At 38.6% G+C, this 18,621-nt stretch carries 21 protein-coding genes and 1 pseudogene; 5 read left to right on the plus strand and 17 right to left on the minus strand.

What is annotated here, in order from left to right:
• The first annotated feature begins 8 nt into the window (after positions 1-8).
• Positions 9-473 carry an ArsI/CadI family heavy metal resistance metalloenzyme gene (locus J2X07_RS18095; RefSeq protein ID WP_310262058.1) on the plus strand — a complete coding sequence of 155 codons (465 nt, stop codon included), beginning with the start codon at positions 9-11 and terminating at the stop codon, positions 471-473.
• Between the two features lie 47 nt (positions 474-520).
• Here the strand turns inward: J2X07_RS18095 and J2X07_RS18100 are convergent, their stop codons facing one another.
• Positions 521-721 (minus strand): hypothetical protein, encoded by a 201-nt coding sequence (locus J2X07_RS18100; RefSeq protein ID WP_310262061.1) that lies wholly within the window; start codon positions 719-721, stop codon positions 521-523.
• 151 nt (positions 722-872) lie between these two features.
• Between J2X07_RS18100 and J2X07_RS18105 the strand changes: the two genes are divergently transcribed.
• On the plus strand, positions 873-1,463 hold the full coding sequence (locus J2X07_RS18105) for a YitT family protein (RefSeq protein WP_310262063.1): 591 nt from the start codon (positions 873-875) through the stop codon (positions 1,461-1,463).
• A gap of 288 nt (positions 1,464-1,751) precedes the next feature.
• On the opposite strand, the gene J2X07_RS18110 is transcribed toward J2X07_RS18105, so the two are convergent.
• From J2X07_RS18110 to J2X07_RS18185, 16 genes are all read right to left on the minus strand, one after another.
• Positions 1,752-2,531: a sulfite exporter TauE/SafE family protein gene (locus tag J2X07_RS18110; RefSeq protein ID WP_310262066.1), complete on the minus strand. Its 780-nt coding sequence runs from the start codon at positions 2,529-2,531 to the stop codon at positions 1,752-1,754.
• Positions 2,532-2,560: 29 nt separating this feature from the next.
• Positions 2,561-3,043 (minus strand): DsrE/DsrF/DrsH-like family protein, encoded by a 483-nt coding sequence (locus tag J2X07_RS18115; RefSeq protein ID WP_310262068.1) that lies wholly within the window; start codon positions 3,041-3,043, stop codon positions 2,561-2,563.
• Between the two features lie 77 nt (positions 3,044-3,120).
• Entirely contained in the window at positions 3,121-3,348 is a 228-nt protein-coding gene (locus tag J2X07_RS18120; protein ID WP_310262071.1) for a sulfurtransferase TusA family protein, read from the minus strand.
• Between the two features lie 354 nt (positions 3,349-3,702).
• The gene (locus J2X07_RS18125; RefSeq protein WP_310262073.1) at positions 3,703-4,827 is read right to left on the minus strand and encodes an MBL fold metallo-hydrolase; all 1,125 of its coding nucleotides are present in this window, start codon (positions 4,825-4,827) and stop codon (positions 3,703-3,705) included.
• A 43-nt stretch (positions 4,828-4,870) separates the two neighbouring features.
• Positions 4,871-5,443, minus strand: coding sequence for a sulfurtransferase TusA family protein (locus J2X07_RS18130; RefSeq protein WP_310262077.1), 573 nt, complete (start codon positions 5,441-5,443; stop codon positions 4,871-4,873).
• A gap of 27 nt (positions 5,444-5,470) precedes the next feature.
• Positions 5,471-5,773, minus strand: coding sequence for a rhodanese-like domain-containing protein (locus J2X07_RS18135; protein WP_310262081.1), 303 nt, complete (start codon positions 5,771-5,773; stop codon positions 5,471-5,473).
• A 215-nt stretch (positions 5,774-5,988) separates the two neighbouring features.
• A complete protein-coding gene (locus J2X07_RS18140) occupies positions 5,989-6,252 on the minus strand; it encodes a metal-sensitive transcriptional regulator (RefSeq protein WP_310262083.1) in 264 nt (87 codons plus the stop codon).
• 112 nt (positions 6,253-6,364) lie between these two features.
• Entirely contained in the window at positions 6,365-8,113 is a 1,749-nt protein-coding gene (locus J2X07_RS18145) for a phospho-sugar mutase (protein ID WP_310262085.1), read from the minus strand.
• A gap of 225 nt (positions 8,114-8,338) precedes the next feature.
• Positions 8,339-9,892, minus strand: coding sequence for a GNAT family N-acetyltransferase (locus J2X07_RS18150; protein WP_310262086.1), 1,554 nt, complete (start codon positions 9,890-9,892; stop codon positions 8,339-8,341).
• Positions 9,893-9,928: 36 nt separating this feature from the next.
• Positions 9,929-10,324, minus strand: coding sequence for a VOC family protein (locus J2X07_RS18155; protein ID WP_310262088.1), 396 nt, complete (start codon positions 10,322-10,324; stop codon positions 9,929-9,931).
• 3 nt (positions 10,325-10,327) lie between these two features.
• A complete protein-coding gene (locus J2X07_RS18160; RefSeq protein ID WP_310262089.1) occupies positions 10,328-10,990 on the minus strand; it encodes an HAD family hydrolase in 663 nt (220 codons plus the stop codon).
• 230 nt (positions 10,991-11,220) lie between these two features.
• Positions 11,221-12,078 carry a ComEC/Rec2 family competence protein gene (locus J2X07_RS18165; protein WP_310262092.1) on the minus strand — a complete coding sequence of 286 codons (858 nt, stop codon included), beginning with the start codon at positions 12,076-12,078 and terminating at the stop codon, positions 11,221-11,223.
• Between the two features lie 122 nt (positions 12,079-12,200).
• The gene (yhbH, locus tag J2X07_RS18170; RefSeq protein WP_310262095.1) at positions 12,201-13,367 is read right to left on the minus strand and encodes a sporulation protein YhbH; all 1,167 of its coding nucleotides are present in this window, start codon (positions 13,365-13,367) and stop codon (positions 12,201-12,203) included.
• A gap of 199 nt (positions 13,368-13,566) precedes the next feature.
• Positions 13,567-13,740 carry a hypothetical protein gene (locus J2X07_RS18175; RefSeq protein WP_310262098.1) on the minus strand — a complete coding sequence of 58 codons (174 nt, stop codon included), beginning with the start codon at positions 13,738-13,740 and terminating at the stop codon, positions 13,567-13,569.
• Between the two features lie 33 nt (positions 13,741-13,773).
• Positions 13,774-14,349, minus strand: coding sequence for a signal peptidase I (gene lepB, locus J2X07_RS18180; RefSeq protein ID WP_310262099.1), 576 nt, complete (start codon positions 14,347-14,349; stop codon positions 13,774-13,776).
• Positions 14,350-14,647: 298 nt separating this feature from the next.
• Complete coding sequence (locus J2X07_RS18185; protein ID WP_310262102.1) at positions 14,648-16,543, minus strand: PrkA family serine protein kinase; 1,896 nt, start codon at positions 16,541-16,543, stop codon at positions 14,648-14,650.
• A gap of 170 nt (positions 16,544-16,713) precedes the next feature.
• Between J2X07_RS18185 and J2X07_RS18190 the strand changes: the two genes are divergently transcribed.
• From J2X07_RS18190 to J2X07_RS18195, 3 genes and pseudogenes are all read left to right on the plus strand, one after another.
• Positions 16,714-17,322 carry a biosynthetic peptidoglycan transglycosylase gene (locus J2X07_RS18190; protein WP_310262105.1) on the plus strand — a complete coding sequence of 203 codons (609 nt, stop codon included), beginning with the start codon at positions 16,714-16,716 and terminating at the stop codon, positions 17,320-17,322.
• Positions 17,274-17,378 (plus strand): annotated as a pseudogene (locus J2X07_RS20005) (transglycosylase domain-containing protein); the annotation flags it as partial. The gene J2X07_RS18190 and the pseudogene J2X07_RS20005, both read left to right, overlap by 49 nt.
• 54 nt (positions 17,379-17,432) lie before the next feature.
• A complete protein-coding gene (locus J2X07_RS18195) occupies positions 17,433-18,569 on the plus strand; it encodes a transglycosylase domain-containing protein (protein WP_310262107.1) in 1,137 nt (378 codons plus the stop codon).
• Positions 18,570-18,621 lie beyond the last annotated feature (52 nt).

The raw sequence follows: 18,621 nt of genomic DNA on the forward strand, positions 1-18,621 counted from the left end.
GCAAAATTATGATTCAACGTATGCATGTTGCTGTTAACTGTTCAGATTTGGAGAAATCTCTATCGTTTTATAAAAGTTTCTTCGGTCAGGAGCCAGCAAAAGTAAAAGAAAACTATGCAAAATTCGAGCTGGATGAGCCTGCCCTTCACTTTTCTCTAAATGTACGTCCCTTTGAAAAAGAAGGAGTGCTTAATCACTTAGGGTTTCAAGTGAACAAAACCGAAGATGTCCTCGCAATGGGCGAAAGACTTCGAGAATCTGGACTTCTATTAATCGATGAAATGAATACAACTTGCTGTTATGCTGTACAAGATAAGGTTTGGGTATATGACCCAGACGGCAACGCTTGGGAAATCTTCTATACAAAAGAAGATTCCGAATTCGAATCTGCAGGAGATTCACGTGATTTATCATTATGCTGCGCTCCTCCTCAGAACCCACAGACCATTCAATTAGGTTTCACAAAGAAATAGTAAACAAAAAATCCCTCTGCTACTTAAAAGTGCAGGGGATTTCTTAATTAAAGGGCAGACAAAGCAATAATTTCATCCGTCCGTATGATGATCTGGTCAAATTGCTGATGATCATTACGCAAGACACTTATTATTATATAATCTCTTTCCACTACTTTAAGTCTGCCTTTGTAAGTCTTTTTCACTGTATCAACAGCGACTTGCCTCTCAATAAGACGCATAGCTTCTCTTCTGAAGCCCATTCTCATAACTCACCCTTCCCATTTAGTACAACAAGGGTCTACATACTATTACATGCAGCAAGTTCATAAAAAGATACGGACAAACATACCAGGTCAAATGACTATTTTAGGACAAACAAACATATGTATGAATAATAAAAGTACAAGGATGATTGCCATGGTGAGACGTACTGTTGCTATATTTTTCGGCAGCCTATTAGTTGGCATTGGTATTAATGGATTTATCGTTCCGTTTCATCTTCTCGATGGCGGGATGATTGGAATTAGCCTGCTCGTTAAATATGTATGGGGATATAAGATTGGACTGACACTCGTCATTTTAAGCCTGCCTATTTATCTGATGGCTTGGAAACTTGAGCGACGCTATTTTATTAACAGTATCCATGGTCTTCTCGTTTCTTCTATTATTATCGATCTTCTTACTCCGCTAAGAGGGATGTTTACCGTTTCGATCATGGAGAGTTCAGTAATAGGCGGACTGTGTATTGGAACCGGAATCGGCTGGATGCTCCGCTATGATACCAGTACAGGCGGTTCCGATTTATTAGCCCTCTTTGTTTCGAGATGGTTTTCCATTAATGTTGGGATGGTTATTTTTCTAATTGATGCAGCGGTCATTATCGCAGGATTATATGTTATGGGAGAAGGCATCTTATTTTACTCACTCGTTACCATATTATCCGTAGGCTTTGCTACGATGACCATGACCCTGATTCGTTCTATTAACTTTTTCCAAAGCACTTCATAGGTATGACCCTATGCATTTGTTTGAGGAATTCACATTAGCTTTTGTAAGATTTTGTCGACTCGGGAGTATATGATAAAAACTCGGTGGATTATGAGTGAAACTCGGTGAATAATTTCAAAATCTCGGTGGATTATGGCTGAATTTCGTTGAATTAATCACTCCGCAACTAAGAATAAGGAAAAAGAAGCCTCCAATAAGGCTACTTTTTTCTCTTTTATCAACGAACGAGACCCCCTTTACAAAAAAGGCTCTGTCATTCCACTTTTTAAGTGCAGTGACAGAGTTTTTTCATAATAAAATATCAAACCAAATTTTAAGTGCAGTGGCGATAATTAATGCGGCTAAGATAATTTGAAGTATTTTTGTATTCGATTTTTTTCCTATCTTGGCTCCAAGCGGAGACGCGATTAAACTAGCGACAACCAAAATCAAAGCCGGCCACCATAAAATTTGCCCTGTTGAAATTTTCCCCGCAATTGATCCAATCGAAGAAATGAATGTAATCGCAAGGGAAGAAGCAATCGTCATCCTCGTTGGAATCTTCAATACTACAAGCATAATCGGTACTAAAATAAATGCACCGCCTGCGCCTACAATACCTGCAGCTAGACCTACTATAAAAGCAAGGGAGGCCGCAAGCCATTTGTTGAAACGAACTTGGTCATTTGGAATATTATCTATTCCTTTTTTCGGTATAAACATCATAATAGCTGCAATAACTGCTAATACTCCATACACGATGTTGACTTGTTCATCAGACAATAATCGAGATCCGAACCCACCGATAAAACTTCCTAACAATACGCTTATTCCCATATAGAGAATCAATGTTTTATTTAAATATCCGCCTTTTCGATAAGCCCAAACACCGCCGATCGTCGCAAAGAATACTTGTACGGCGCTGATGCCTGATACCTCATGCGGGGAAAAGGCTGAGAACCCCAATAATGCAGGGATAAAGAGAAGCATGGGATAGTTAATGATAGATCCACCGATACCGACCATTCCAGATATAAAAGAACCAATAAAGCCAATTAAGAAAATAGTAATAAAATAAGAAATATCCATGCCTTTATCCTCCCCTGCCCAAGTACCTATTAGATAAATAAGTTAATCTTGGATTCGTCTGCATCAGCAAGATAGGATGCCACACCTGCATAATCTAAACCGTCAATAAGCTCATCTTGTGTAATTCCCATTACATCCATTGACATTGTACAAGCAACCATCTTAACATCAAGATCTTGAGCCATTTCAATTAATTCTTTCAGTGAAACGATATTTTTCTTTTTCATGGTGTACTTCATCATTTTTCCGCCAAGACCGCCAAAATTCATTTTTGAAATACCAAGCTTTTCTGGCCCTCTTGGCATCATTGCAGCGAACATCTTATCCATGAATGATTTTTTACCAACGTTCACATACTCTTCTTTTCTTAAAATGTTTAATCCCCAGAATGTAAAGAACATTGTAACTTGTTTCCCCATAGCTGCAGCACCTGTTGCAATGATGAAACTTGCCATTGCTTTATCAAGATCACCGCTAAAAACGACCATTGTTGATTTATTTTGTTGTTCCATTATTCAATCTCCTCCTCATACTTTCACAATTAGTATCATGTTATAGGGAGGAATGTGACCATACCCCCAATGCTTTGTTAACCCTTTTTAATATAGAATTTGAATACGCCGTCTTCTTCTTTGTGCTCTAATAATTCATGACCTGATGATTTTGACCAAGCAGATAAGTCATTTACTGCCCCTTTATCTGTTGCTAGTACTTCCAATACATCACCGCTTTGTAATGTATCCATTGCTTTTTTCGTTTTTACGATTGGCATTGGACAAGATAATCCTTTAGTATCTAAAGTTTGTGTTACGTTCATTTGAAGAACCTCCTGATTAATGTTGTTTTAGTCAAACTACACTCTTTTATAAAAGCTGTTTTCGTAAACTCTGTTACTTTTGAATAAGGTTAATTTCCATTGCAGGACTCGCTTTCCGCAGGGTGTGCGGTGAACCCTCGTTAGAAGATGAATGAATCCTGCTCCTGCGTCTGCAAGAAAATCCTGCCGTAGTTAGCTTCCTCGTCGCATACCTTTATAGATGAATATTCAGGTAGCTGGTATGCAGGAGTCTCACACCTTTCACTCCAATCAACTGTCAAAGAAGATAATAAATAAGATTAAAAAACAACAATCTATTAGAAAACAGCCATTAGAAAAGAGCGTTTGTTTTATTTACTCAGTAATTGCACAGCGGTTTGGACCAATTTCCATCTCGCGCTGTTCGTCAGTTGTAGGGTCGATTTTACCCATGTTTGTCTGACGGATTTCTTGGTATGCGTTAGGCTGAGGCGGTAAGTTTTCTGTTACAGCCTTACGGAATTCATCATCACTTTCAATTTTTAAACCATCATTCTTTTCGAATAATTCACCTAGTGGAGCAGAAACAGCACCTTTTTCATCAAGTTCGCTGATCTTACCAAAGTGAGCTGGCAATACCACTAAATCTTTTGAAAGACTGTTGTACTTGTTATATAAAGAATCACGTAAATCACTTACCCAGTCTTCCGCTTTACCTACTAGGTCTGGGCGTCCGATTGAATCAACAAACAGAATATCTCCAGAAAGCAAGTATTGGCCGTCAACGATCATAGAAGTACTTCCAATCGTATGACCTGGCGTATAAAGCGGCTGAATTTCGATCTTTGTATTACCAATCGTAATGTCTTTGCCTTCTTCTAAGGCTTCATAAGAGAACGTTATTTCCTCAGCATCTTTTGGAGGCAGCCAGTACGTTGCGTTCGTTTTTTCCGCAAGACGGCGTCCGCCTGAAATGTGATCAGCATGAAGGTGAGTATCGATCATGTGCTTAATTTCAATATTGTTTTCTTTAGCAAAATCTTCATAAGCTTCAACAGTACGAGCAGAATCGATGATTGCTGCTTCACCGTTTGAATCAACAAGGTAAGAAAGGCATCCTTTACCAATACGGTTGAACTGATAGATAGAGCCTCCATCCTTTAAATCGCCGATCTTAACTGGCAACAAGTATTCGCTCCAGGCTTTCATTCCGCCTTCAAGGTAATAAACATCTTTAATGCCTGCTTCATCAAGCATCTCTGCAACCATTACTGAAGAGCCTTCTTTCGCACAAACAACTAAGACCTCTTCTTCTGGAAGGTGTTCAAGCAAATCTTCAACCCCATCAATTAAATCGAAGTACGGACGATTTAAGGATTCAATACCTTTCCCTTCGATCTTCCAGTCTGAAAAATCACTTTCATTACGAACATCAAGAATAAACATTTTTCCTTCAACAACACGTTTTGCTACTTCTTTAGCTGTTAATGCTTTTATCATTTTAAAAATTACCTCCCCGGGTATATTCTTATTTAAAATTTTTTTACTGAGAATTTACAGGTCCAGACCATTCAGACATTCCAGGTAAAACGTTTTTCACACGCTCAAAACCTTTTTCCGCTAAGAGTTGTGCGGCCATATCACTTCTGCTGCCTGTGCGGCAAATAACGTGAATTTCTTTACTTTTATCAAGTGTATCTAACTTATTTTCAAGTTCACCTAGAGGAATAGATACTGCCCCAGGTATATGTTTGAACTCATATTCTGCAGGTTCTCTCACATCAAGCAGAATCAAATCATCTTTATTCTCAGCTAAAACTTTTTCTAACTCATCGTTTTGAATCGTGTGCTCAAACTTAGCTGCTTCTTTTACTTCACCAGGGTTAGATTTTCTTAAATAGTGCTTAAGAACATCTCCCTCTTCTTTTGTACCTAAATATTGATTTCCCGTGTTTCTAGCCCATCCTTGAATATCAGCCAATGAACCTTTATCTGTTGCCTGAACTTCAATTACTTGACCTGCTTCAAGCTGATCGATTGCTTTCTTCGTTTTTACTATCGGCATCGGACATGACAATCCTTTACAATCTAAAACTTGATCTACTTTAATACTCATTTAATAAAACCCTCCATACCTTCTGTTTTATTTTGTTTGACCTTCCCAATTCATCATTCCGCCAGTCATATTCTTAACTTTGAAATTGTTATCGGATAAGAACCCACATGCTTTTTCACTTCTTTTACCGGATCTGCAAACCATGATGTATTCTTTTGAATGATTTAATTCATTTAATCGGTTTGGAATTTCTCCAAGCGGAATATGCTTTGCACCTGGAATCATCCCATGTACCACTTCATCATTTTCACGTACGTCAATAAAGTTTAACGAGTGGTTGTTTTTCAGTAAATCTTCTACTTCTTTTGGTTCAATTGTTGGGAATGACATAATAAACATCTCCTTTTTAAAGTAACAAAGTTTTTATATACTCATACCCGTATAGGTATATTAATTCCTAAAATTTTTAACATAATCCTATACGACTTCTAACACTAAGCTTTTTCATATAAAAGATTTTGTTTATATTAATTAACCAAAATACCCATAGGGGTATATTAAAACATAAAAGATAATCTGTCAACAGTCATTACTTTTGACAGATATTAGCGGCTTTTCACTAGAAGCTGGACAGCTTCTTTAACAAGATCAGAGTTCAGATTATCGCCTTTTTCCATTTGATCACGCAAACATTGTTCCAAGTTAGTGCCGACAATCAATCCAATGGTACGGTCAATTGCGGTACGAGAAGCAGAAAGCTGTGTAATAACATCTTTACAATCCTTTTCTTCCTCTAACATACGCAGAACACCACGAATTTGACCCTCAATTCTTTTTAAGCGGTTTTTCATTTCTTGTGTGTACTCCAAATCAGCACCTCCTCGCTTTCAATACCTATAGGGGTATATTACAGGAATCCAGCTTACATGTCAAACAAGTAAAGAAAAAGGCTGCAGTTCTATCACCACAGCCCATTTATACTTATTGTGCCACTTTTTGCATTCTTTCATGAACCAGATCCATAACAGCTTGTTTAAGATCAGCTAAAGCATTATCTGCTTTATCATTAGATTCAGCTTTTACTCCGAAATAAAATTTCACTTTCGGCTCTGTTCCAGAAGGTCTTACACAGAACCAAGAACCATCCGCAAGCTTATATTTTAATACGTTGGATTTTGGAAGTGTAATATCTTCAATCGTATCTTCTTCAGTATAATGACGGCTGCTAGCTTGGTAATCTTCAGTAACCGTTAGCTTTTGTCCGTTTATTTCTTGAGGCATATCCGCTCTAAAGCCCGCAAGCAAATTCTCTATTTGTTCTGCACCTGACTTGCCTTTTAGTGTTAAAGATTCAAGGCCTTCTTTATAATAGCCATGTTTTTCATAAACATCTGTTAGGGCTTCATATAGCGTTTTACCATTTTTCTTATAATAAGCAGCCATCTCAGCAGCCATTAAACAGGCTTGAACGGCATCTTTATCACGTACAAAGTCACCGATTAATGATCCATAGCTTTCTTCATATCCGAATACAAAGGAATGTGTTCCGCTCTTTTCATATTCTTTAATTTTTTCACCGATGAATTTAAATCCAGTTAGTGTATCTTCAACTGTTTGGCCATATGATTCTGCAATTACACGTCCTAATTCTGATGTAACAATTGTTTTAAAAACAATGCCATTTGAACTTAGGCTGCCCTTTTCTTCTCGTTGTGAAAGAATATATTCAATCATTAGGGCTCCGGTTTGGTTTCCTGTCAAAATTTCATATTCACCAGCATTATTTTTCACGGCGATTCCTACACGGTCAGCATCAGGATCAGTAGCCATTAATATTTCTGCGTCTGCTTTCTTCCCATATTCAATAGCAAGTTCAAATGCAGCATGTTCTTCTGGATTAGGAGACTTAACCGTTGAAAAATTCGCATCAGGAAGTTCTTGCTCTTTAACGATTGTCACGTTTGTAAAGCCAAGTCTTTTTAATCCTTCACGGACTGGAATGTTGGCTGTACCATGAAGTGGAGTAAACACGATGCTTAAATCATGCATATCTTGAACGGCATCACGGTTCAAGCTGATTTTAGCCAGTTGTTCCATATATGCTTCATCAATTTCATCACCGACTACTTTAATCATGCCTGATTCTTTTAATTCTGCTTCCTCTTTGACTGCGAGTGACAGCTCATCTTCAACAGCATTGACTTTATCAATAACTATATCAGCTTCTTTAGGAGGAAGCTGCCCGCCATCTGGCCCATATACTTTATAACCGTTGTATTCAGGAGGATTATGACTTGCTGTTATCACGATTCCGCAATACGCTTTTAAATACCTAACTGCAAATGATAGCTCTGGAGTTGGTCTTAGACTTTCAAACACATATGCCTGAACACCATTGGAAGCTAACGTCTTAGCCGCTTCCATCGCAAATTCAGGTGAATAATGTCTTGAATCATAAGCGATTACTACTCCGCGCTTTTGAGCTTTTTCTCCTTGTTCGATAATGAAATTCGCTAACCCTAAAGAAGCCTTGCGAACTGTGTATGTGTTCATCCTGTTTGTACCAGGACCGATTTCTCCGCGCATTCCGCCAGTACCAAACTCTAGATTCTTATAAAAGCAGTCTTCAAGTGCTGTCCCGTTATCCTTCATTTCTTCTAATGCAGTTTTTAATGATTTCTCTAATCCTTCGTGTTGAATCCACTTTTCGTATGTTTGTTGCCAGGACATCTTACTGCCTCCCTCATCATTGTTGTAAAAAATTCGTTTAGTGTAATTTCGGTTTTTCTCGACTATTTCCTGCTTTATCTTTTAATTACGGCATTTATTATACCGTTTTCCCAATAAAATGAATACCTCTTATTGGAATTTAATCACATATATGACACTGTTCGAGATATTTCCCGAGAAATAGAGAAAATGCGGCAGCATATTTGCTAACCGCATTTTGGATATTTATTTGCTTTTGTCTTTTTGAACAACAGAATATAAATCTAATCGTCGATCACGAAGTAAGGTTACACTTCCTGTTTTCCGCTGTCTTCTTAAGATTTCTAAGTCTACGTCACCAACAACAACGGTTTCTATATTCGGGTGACATTCCCCGACAATTCCATCACGAGGAAATGCAAAATCAGATGGTGTGAAAATACCGGACTGGGCATATTGGATATCCATGTTTTCAACTTGTGAAAGGTTTCCTACTGTACCTGCAATTGCCGTATATATCTCATTTTCAATTGCACGCGCTTGAGAACAATAACGTACTCTTAAATACCCTTGGCGATCTTCCGTACAGAAAGGAGTAAAGATAATTTTTGCACCTTGATCCGTAACAATGCGGGATAACTCTGGGAATTCAATGTCATAACAGATAAGAATAGCAATCTTTCCACAGTCTGTATCAAATACTTGAATTTGGTCTCCAGGGCTGATTCCCCACCATTTACGTTCGTTCGGCGTGATGTGCAGTTTGTATTGCTTATCAATCGTACCGTCTCTTCGGAATAAGTAAGCTACATTGTAAATATCTCCATCTTCTTCAACAAAGTGTGAGCCTCCGATAATATTTACGTTGTATCTGACCGCAAGATTTGTAAACAGCTCAATATATTGCTCCGTAAATTCTGTCAGCCTTCTAATCGCAGAACTCGGACTCTTCTCCTCGCAAAAAGATAGAAGCTGTGTAGTAAGAAGCTCTGGGAACACAGCAAAATCTGATCCTTGATCTGAAGCAACATCTGTATAATACTCTACTTGTGTTGCAAAATCCTCAAATGAATCGATGGTTTTCATCATGTATTGAATTGCTGTAATTCGAACAGGCTCACTCGTTTTAAAGTATTTCTTTGTTTTGTTCGGAATGAAATCAACGTTGTTCCATTCCATTAAAGTAGCGTAGGCTTTTGATTGTTTGTCATCAGGAAGATAGCTCTTGTTTAATCGCATAACAGTGAAACCATTCATTAATTGAAAGGTTAAGACAGGGTCATAAATATTATGCTGGATAACTTCCTTAACATATTCTCGCGGTGTCATCTCATTTTCATATTTATGATAGTTTGGAATTCGTCCCCCGAGAATGATACTTTTAAGATTTTTTTGCTCAGCTAGTTCTTTCCTTGCTTCATATAATCTGGCGCCGATTTTCATCCTCCGAAACTCAGGGTGAACCATCACTTCAATTCCATACAGATTAAATCCTTCTGGGTCATGGTTTGTGATATAGCCTTTGTCCGTAATTTCATCCCATGTATGTTTATCATCATACTCATCAAAATTCACCATTAAGCTGGAGCAGCTGCCTACAATCTCCCCTTCATATGTAACACAGAATTGCCCTTCAGGAAAAATTCTTAAATGGCTTTCTAGCTGCTCTCTAGTCCAAGGCTCCATATTATTGGGAAAGCAAATCTTTTGAAGTGCTAAAATTTCATCTAAATCTTGAAACTCAATATTTCTTAATTCTATCTTTTTCTCAAATTTGGATACATCGATTTCATTGCTCATCTTATCCACTCCTCTAACCTTTAAGCTGCTGTTTTTTTACGACCAGTTTTTCATACGTTCGTACAATGAACCTGTGTAGAATTCCAGTTCATTTCCATCAGGATCAGTAAAGCTTACTGTCCATCCCCCTCCTCGCACAATAGGTCCTCTAATGATGGTCACTTGTTTTTCACTCAGTGATTCAACAGCCTTATGAAAGCTTTCTTCGCTCACTGTAAAAGCAAAATGGTCTACTCCGATTTGTTCTTTTTGAATAGGTTTTGCATTTTTTATTTCTATTAAACACAACCAGACTCCGCCTACATCAAGATATATATCTGTATTCCCTTTGTGGACGAGTTTTGCACCTAAAATATGTTGATAAAACAGATAGGCTGTATTTATATCTGAAACTTTGATCGTAATATGGTTTAGCCCTAATACTTTAACCATCTTTTAATGGTTGTTTTCAATCATTTTAATAAGATTGGATAGTTCGAGCTCTGCAATGGATTCCATTTTGTGATCTACTTCATCAAAAACCATGTGTTTGGTTACGGGGTTAGGTATGGCCACACAAAAAAGTCCCGCTTTTTTTGCAGCAAGAGAGCCGTTTAACGAATCTTCAAAAGCAATCGCTTCATCTGGCTTCACGCCCAGTGCCTCCACGGCTTGTATATAAAGTGCAGGATCCGGTTTAACCTTTTCCACATCATCTGCCGTTTTTATCACTTCAAAATAATCCATAAGTCCAGTTCGTCCTAAATGTTCTGTTACCCACGCTCGGCTGGAACTCGATGCAAGCCCAATTTTCAAATGGGCTTCCTTAGCAGCTTTTAAGTAATTTTCAATTCCCGGCAGCGGCTTTTGTTCGCCGATTAATTCCAATACCCGTTTCGTTCGTTTTTCTTTCAACTCTTCATGGTCGAGCTTTTTTTGGATCTGCTTCTCTAAATATTCGTAAGGATTAAATCCAGAATGGGTACCGATGCCTTCACCCCATACTTCGATCGGCAAATCGGCTCCATGTTCTTTAAATATTTCCTGCAAGGCGTTATAGTGTTGAGATTCTGTATCTAATATCGTGCCATCGAAATCAAAAACAAGTGCTTTTATCAATGATTATCATCCTTTTGGGCTGGCTTTTACTCTATCTTCTAAAATTTTTAAGAATGACGCAAGAAAACAGGTCTACCGAAGACATAATATGTGGTTTATCTCGCAGATTTTTTGATAATCTCACGGATTCTTATAATATTCTCACGGATTTTTCAATAAACTCACGAAAATCCGGATATACTCGCGAGCCGACAAAACTTGTCATATTCGCTCTGGGTCGCCACTGATTTTTAATGGATCGGACTCGTTTTGAACATCACCTTTTTCCCGTTGCTCGTGGCAATAATTGCTCCTAATTGGTCTGTTCTGTATATCGTCATTTTTCTATTATTTAATCTGTACATGACTTCTCTTGAAGGAAATTGATAAGGATTGTTTCTGCCGACCGAAATAACAGCGGTTTTTGCTTTCACCTTTTTTAAAAAGTCCAGTGTTGTTCCTGTATTCGCCCCGTGATGTCCTATTTTAATAACATCCGCTTTTACACCGCCTCGGCTGAGGATCTCCTTTTCCTCTTCAGCACCCGCATCAGCCATCAATAAAAACTTCTTTTTCGCATGCTTGATCATAATAACAGCAGAGTAGTCATTGATATGTTTGTAGTAAGAACCTTTTGGCGCCAGCATTTCCACTTTTACCGAAAATCCCATCCTAAAACGAACACCAGCTTTCGCTCGATCAACTGGAATTTGTTTTTCATTGATTACCCGAAACAGGTCGTGATAATATTTCGTATCATATGGAAGATTGGGCATATAAAGAACACTGACAGGAAAAGCTCGTATGACATCATCTAATGAACCGATATGATCATGGTGAGGATGTGTGGCTATTACAATATCGAGTTGAGTAATCCCAACCTTTTTCAAGTAAGTAATAATTTTATCAGCATCGTTTTCATCTCCGCCATCAATTAGCATGGTTTGCCCATTTGGAGCTTGAACGAGTATACAATCTGCTTGTCCGACGTCTAAAAAGTGAATGGTTAATGGATCAAACCAGTCGGCATGTACGGTTTTCCCCGAAAATAACATGAATACAAGCAAAAAACTAAAAAATAATGCCGCTGATTTGTTATATTGCTTCAATTTTCACACCCCTTATTTACCATCTTTTTCGTCCAAAAAAACTTATCCTTAGTTATATGTAATTCTTTCTATTTCAACAACAAAAACCGCCATCCAATACATGGATAGCGGTCAGATATGCATTATAGCATGATTTCATTCTTCTTAAAAAAGCTCTTCATCGCGTGATAAACATCTGCTTTTTCTTTTAGGATATAATAATTAAATTTCGGATTATCCATATTTTTGTAAACACTCATTAAGGTTGAGTGCCGATTATAAGCATTTACTTCGCCATAGCCGAACATGTTCGAATGCTCCATTATCTCCTGCACAAGTTTCACACAGCGTGCATTATCACTTGTTAAGTTATCACCATCGGAAAAGTGGAAAGGATAGATGTTGTACCGGCTTGAAGAATATTTTGTTTCAATCAATTCCAGTGCTTTACGATAAGCAGATGAACAAATTGTCCCCCCGCTTTCTCCCTTGTTGAAAAAATCCTCTTCTGTAACGACTTTTGCTTCTGTATGGTGGGCAATGAACTCTATCTCCACCTTCTCATACTTAGATCTTAGGAAACGAGTCATCCAGAAAAAGAAGCTGCGAGCCATATACTTTTCCCAAATTCCCATGGATCCTGATGTATCCATCATCGCTAATACGACGGCTTTAGATTCGGGCTTAATGACTTCATTCCACGTTTTAAAACGAAGATCGTCATTCATGATCGGTGCAACACTAGGCTTACCGATGAGTGCATTTCTTTTGAACGCAGTTAAAATCGTTCTCTTTTTATCGACGTTGCCCATGAGTCCCTTTTTACGCACGTCGTTAAATTCGATTTTCTCCAGCACGATCTCATCTTGTTCTTTTTGTTTCAAATTCGGAAGCTCGAGTTCTTTAAAAAGCATTTCTTCCAGTTCTAAAATGGAAACCTCAGCTTCTGCATAATCCACTCCGGGTTTATCTCCTGCAGGTCCTTTTCCTTTTCCGGCACCGTTTTGTCCGGCACGTCCATCTCGTGCGACTACATCCCCCACCTGGCTATCTCCGTCACCTTGGCCGACATGTTTGTTTTTATCATAGTTGTATCGGATTTTGTATTCATCCATCGAGCGGATTGGTATCTTAATAACATCACGTCCGTTGGATAAAATGATATTTTCCTCACTTATCAAATCCGGCAGGTTATTTTTTATCGCTTCCTGCACCTTTTCCATATGCCGTTGATGATCTTGATATCCTTTTCGGTGGAGGGACCAATTTTCCTGAGAGACAACGAAATTGTTTTTATCTGGTTTATTCATAGTAATCCCCTCCAGAGCAACAATAATCAATGCTGCCTTTTCTTGATCAACCCGGGGCAAATACTGTTTTCTATAAATCCGCTATTTTGAGGAAAAAAGGGTTGGTTACTCTATCTTATGCAAGTACTCTCTAGAATTGCTAAACTTTCGCGATAAAAAAAGCCCTCTTTTTCAAAAATAGAAAAGGAGAGCTTTTTGTTTATTTATCATATTCATTTTTATCATGCTGTTCTGGGTCATTCGTTTTCCCGCTTTTTCTCACTTCTTCATTTGTTGATACATGTTCCATCACTTTTCCGTGTTCTTTCATTTCTTCGAATGTCGATGCCATTGAGCTGTTTTTTCTTTTCGGCTCTTTATTTTCTTTTGTCATAGGAATTCACCTCTTAGGTAGAATTTTCCCCATTTATTCGGTTTTAAAACCGTTAAAGACTCTCATTTCATCCACTGGCCAATAACGCAGGTTTGCTTGGCCTACAATATCCTTCATATCTACAAAACCGATATGGCGGCTATCAATACTGTGCAGACGGTTGTCTCCCAGAACAAAAATTTTCCCTTTTGGTACTTTGTTCTGCCCGGTGATCTCCTCAAGCGTAAAATTCCCGGTCAATGTACGAGTGCCCGCATATTGCTTGTATTCCCTCAAATAGGGTTCATCTATCGGTTTGTTATTGATATATAGTTTGTCATCTTTGTACGCAATATGGTCACCCGGGAGTCCAATCACACGTTTAATGTAATCTTCTTTCGGATTCGCTTTAAACACAATAAGATCAAATCGATCCGGCTGCCCGATATCGTAAACGATTTTATTCACGATTAAACGATTGCCGTTTTGAATAGTCGGCATCATGGATTCTCCATAAACAACATATTGCTCAATCAAGAACTTTTTTATAATAATAGCAAGTATGAGTGCAATTCCTATCGCTTTGATCCAATCCACTAGCCCATTTCTTTCTTTTCGCGCAGAGCTCATACCGCTCACCCCTTATATCAGCTTATTAGTATCAATTTACCATTTTTAATTTATAAAATACAAGCTCATTTGTTTTTAATGTAAAAATTTATAATAGCTTAACATGTAATTCATTTAGTATTAACGAAAAAGGTATAAAAAAACACACCCTAATGACCATTACTATGTCCAGGGTGTGTTTTTCTATTAGACTGTTTTCTAAAAGATCGTTGCTTTGTGATCCATTATCATCTCATCCTGTAACGGAAAGCATCCACTTCCAAGAGCAGCAAAGATTGCGAAATCAGCCTTTCAGTTATTACCGGTTTAACAAACTGCCTACATAGCGCAATAACTCATTGGCACTCGTTGTATTATATCCGTGCTCATCTACTAACCGGGCTATTACCTCATTAATCTTTTTCAATTGAGACTCATCCGGCGTCTTCGATGATGTCGTAATCTTAACAACATCCTTCAAATCTGCAAATAATTTCTTCTGAATGGCTTCTCTTAATCGTTCATGTGAATTGTAATCAAATTTCTTTCCTTTTCTTGCATAGGCCGAGATTCGAATCAAGATTTCTTCACGGAATGCTTTTTTAGCATTTTCGGAAATACCGATTTGCTCTTCAATCGATCTCATCAGCTTTTCATCTGGACTCATTTCCTCACCTGTTAACGGATCGCGCAGCTTGTTTTTGTTGCAATAAGCTTCTACATTATCAAGGTAGTTATCCATCAATGTTTTAGCAGACTCTTCGTACGAATACACAAACGCTTTTTGAACTTCTTTTTTCGCAATGTCATCATATTCTTTTCGCGCGACAGAGATAAAATTAATGAATCTTTCTTTGTCTTCCTTCGATATGGATGCGTGGTGATCCAGCCCATCTTTTAACGACCGCAGGACATCCAGCGCATTAATCGAAGGTGACTCTTTACGTATGATGGCAGAAGAAATTCGGTTTATAACATAACGCGGATCAATCCCTGACATTCCTTCATCAGCAAATTCTTTCTTTAATTCTTCCAAATCTACATGATTAAAACCTTCAACAATCTCGCCATCATACAGCCTTAATTTCTTCAGCAGATCCATTCCTTGTTTCTTTGAATCTTTCAGTCTTGTAAGTACAGAGAAAATGGCTGCTACTCTCAAAGCATGCGGTGCAATATGAACATGTGCCATATCACTTTCACTGATCATCTTTGCATAAATACGTTCTTCTTGCGATACGCGCAGATTATAAGGAACACCCATAACAATGATTCTGGAATGCAATGCTTCGTTCTTTTTATTTGAAATAAACGACCGGTATTCCGATTCGTTCGTGTGAGCGACAATAAGTTCGTCAGCTGATATGAGCGCAAACCTTCCTGCTTTGAAATTTCCTTCCTGTGTCAATGAGAGAAGGTGCCACAAAAACTTTTCATCACACTTCAGCATTTCCTGGAATTCCATCATTCCACGGTTGGCTTTGTTCAGTTCCCCATCAAACCGGTAAGCACGCGGATCTGATTCAGATCCATATTCCGCAATGGTAGAAAAGTCGATACTGCCTGTTAAATCGGCAATATCCTGTGATTTCGGGTCAGACGGACTGAAGGTTCCGATCCCCGTCCTTTTGTCTTCTGAGAAAAAGATCCTTTGTACGATTACGTCTTCGATCCGGTTATCATATTCATGTTCCAGACGCATCGTATTCAGCGGTGATAAACTTCCCTCTACACGAATTCCATAGTCATCATAAAATTCTTTTCTTAAATGCTGCGGAATTAAATGCAGCGGATCTTCATGCATTGGACAGCCTTTTATCGCATATACGGCGCCTGCCGGGGTTTTCGTGTACTGCTCCAAACCTCTTTTCAGCATCGTAACAAGAGTGGATTTACCACCCGATACAGGTCCCATCAACAACAATATACGCTTCCGAACATCAAGGCGTTTGGCGGCAGGATGAAAATACTCTTGTACAAGGCGTTCGATTGATTCTTCTAATCCAAAAATTTGATCGCTGAAAAAGTGATAGACCTTTTGTCCATTTTTCTCTGAAATGCCAGCATCTTTAATCATGTTGTATACTCTTGAATGCGCAGACTGGGCAACAAAAGGACGATCTCGTAAAATCTCAAGGTATTCAGCGAAGGTACCTTCCCAGGCTAGACGCTGTTCTTCTTCACGATGCATTTGGATTCTCGATAAAATATCCATGAGTACCTCCTTGATTGTATTGGCTCCATCAAGTGTTAATCTACTTTATGCGAGGATGTCCGTAATCATTCTGTTTGGATAATGATTTTATTTAGAAAAGTGATAATCTCTCCCATTCTTTTCATGATAAAATATGTTTACATTTCAAGTTGGAACGGAGAAACACATTCATGAATCAAAAGCTCGGTGTCCTTACGATCATCATTTTTTTAACGATCATATTTTTTTCATTTGCTGGATTATCAAAGGAATTCGCTAACTATGTTCCTTTCCAGCGTGCCATTCATTCACTCGCAGATTCAAAAAGTATTAAGCTCGAACAAAACAGCCGCCTGGTTGACGCTAATGGCGGCTTTCTATACGAGTTCAAAGGAAATGAAAGCAGAATTGAGCTGTCTTATGAGCAGATTCCGCAATATGTGAAACAAGCTTTCATAGCTACTGAGGATCAAAATTTTTTAACACACCATGGCATTGATGGAAAAGCGATAGCGAGGGCGTTTATCACCAATTCTTCAGAAGGTGCTATCGCGCAAGGCGGCAGCACGATCACCCAGCAGCTCGCAAGAAATCTCTTCCTGACACATGAGCGTTCATACGACCGAAAACTGAAAGAACTCGTCATTTCCTATCGAATCGAACAGCAGCTGACTAAGGAGCAAATATTAGGACTATACATAAACGCGATCTATTTTCAAAACGGTATTTATGGTATTGCGGTATTTATGGTATTGAACAAGCAAGCCGCTTTTACTTTAATAAGCCCTCTAGCGAATTAACGTTAAGTGAAACAGCGCTGCTTGCTGCCATACCGAACAATCCTAAAATGTACGACCCTTTAACAAATCTTCCAAACACTGAAAAACGGCAGAAATGGATTTTGCTAAAAATGAAAGAACAAGGATTCATAACTGACCAAGAATATACGAATGCAATTAAACAACCGATTAAACTGCATGCAGCGAAGCGCCTTGTCCCATTTCCGGAAGTTATAGGATTTGTAAAGGATGAATTGACCGAACTTATTGCTTCCTCCCCTGAAAACAAAGGATTAAGCAAAGAACAACTGATTAAAAAAAGAAACGAATTACTAAATAGCGGTGTTGTCATTGAAACTTCTTTACTACCTGCTCTGCAAAAAGAAGCTATGGCAGCCATTCAAAAAAGGGTCCCCTATTCGAATGCGGAAGGTGCTGCAGTGGTCGTTGATCATACAACGAAAAAGATTGTGGCTATTGCAGGTGGAAAGGAATATGGACTCGAACAGTTTAACCGGGCTTATCAAAGCTTTTTACAGCCAGGCTCGTCCATTAAGCCTCTGCTCGTCTATGCGCCTTATATCGATGTATTTGGAGCAAACCCTGGCACGATTATTTCTGCCGCAAAAATCTGTGAAAGCAAATACTGTCCGGAAAATTACGGCGGAGCTGCTTACGGTTCCATGTCATTAAAAAAGGCGATGTCCCGATCTGTCAACACAGCGGCTGTAAGACTGTTAAAAAAGACAGGCGTTGAGAAAGCTTTTAGTTATCTTGAGCCTTTTCAATTTTCAAGCATCACTCAACAAGATCACCAGCTTGCAAGTGCACTGGGAGGATTTTCGCGCGGCTTCTCTCCTCTCGAACTTACAAGTGCTTATTCGGCATTCAGCAATAACGGCACCTATGTAAAACCAAGAATCATATCGGCTGTAAAAGACAGCAATGGTAACATCCTTTATAAGTGGAAAGAGACTCCTGTTTCCGTTTGGAAAAAAGAAACGAATACACATATGAGGGTTATGCTAGAAGAGGTTACAAGATCAGGAACTGCAAAGAATGCACGATTTCCTGGATCGAAGTACATTGGAGGAAAAACCGGAACGACAAACGATGCAAAAGATCTTTGGTTTGTCGGCATAACGGATCGTTATACTGCTGGTGTTTGGGTTGGCCGCGATAAGCCAGGAAGTCTAGGAAACATAGAAAATTCTTCTCCAGAAGTAATGATCTGGCGCGATATTATGATGAAAGCCTATCAAAAATAAGGAAACCCCTGCCGATCGCTGAACACGGCAGGGGTTGTTATTATGCAGGAGC

The organism is Fictibacillus barbaricus, from assembly GCF_031457135.1.
GTDB classification, from domain to species: Bacteria; Bacillota; Bacilli; order Bacillales; family Fictibacillaceae; genus Fictibacillus; species Fictibacillus barbaricus_A.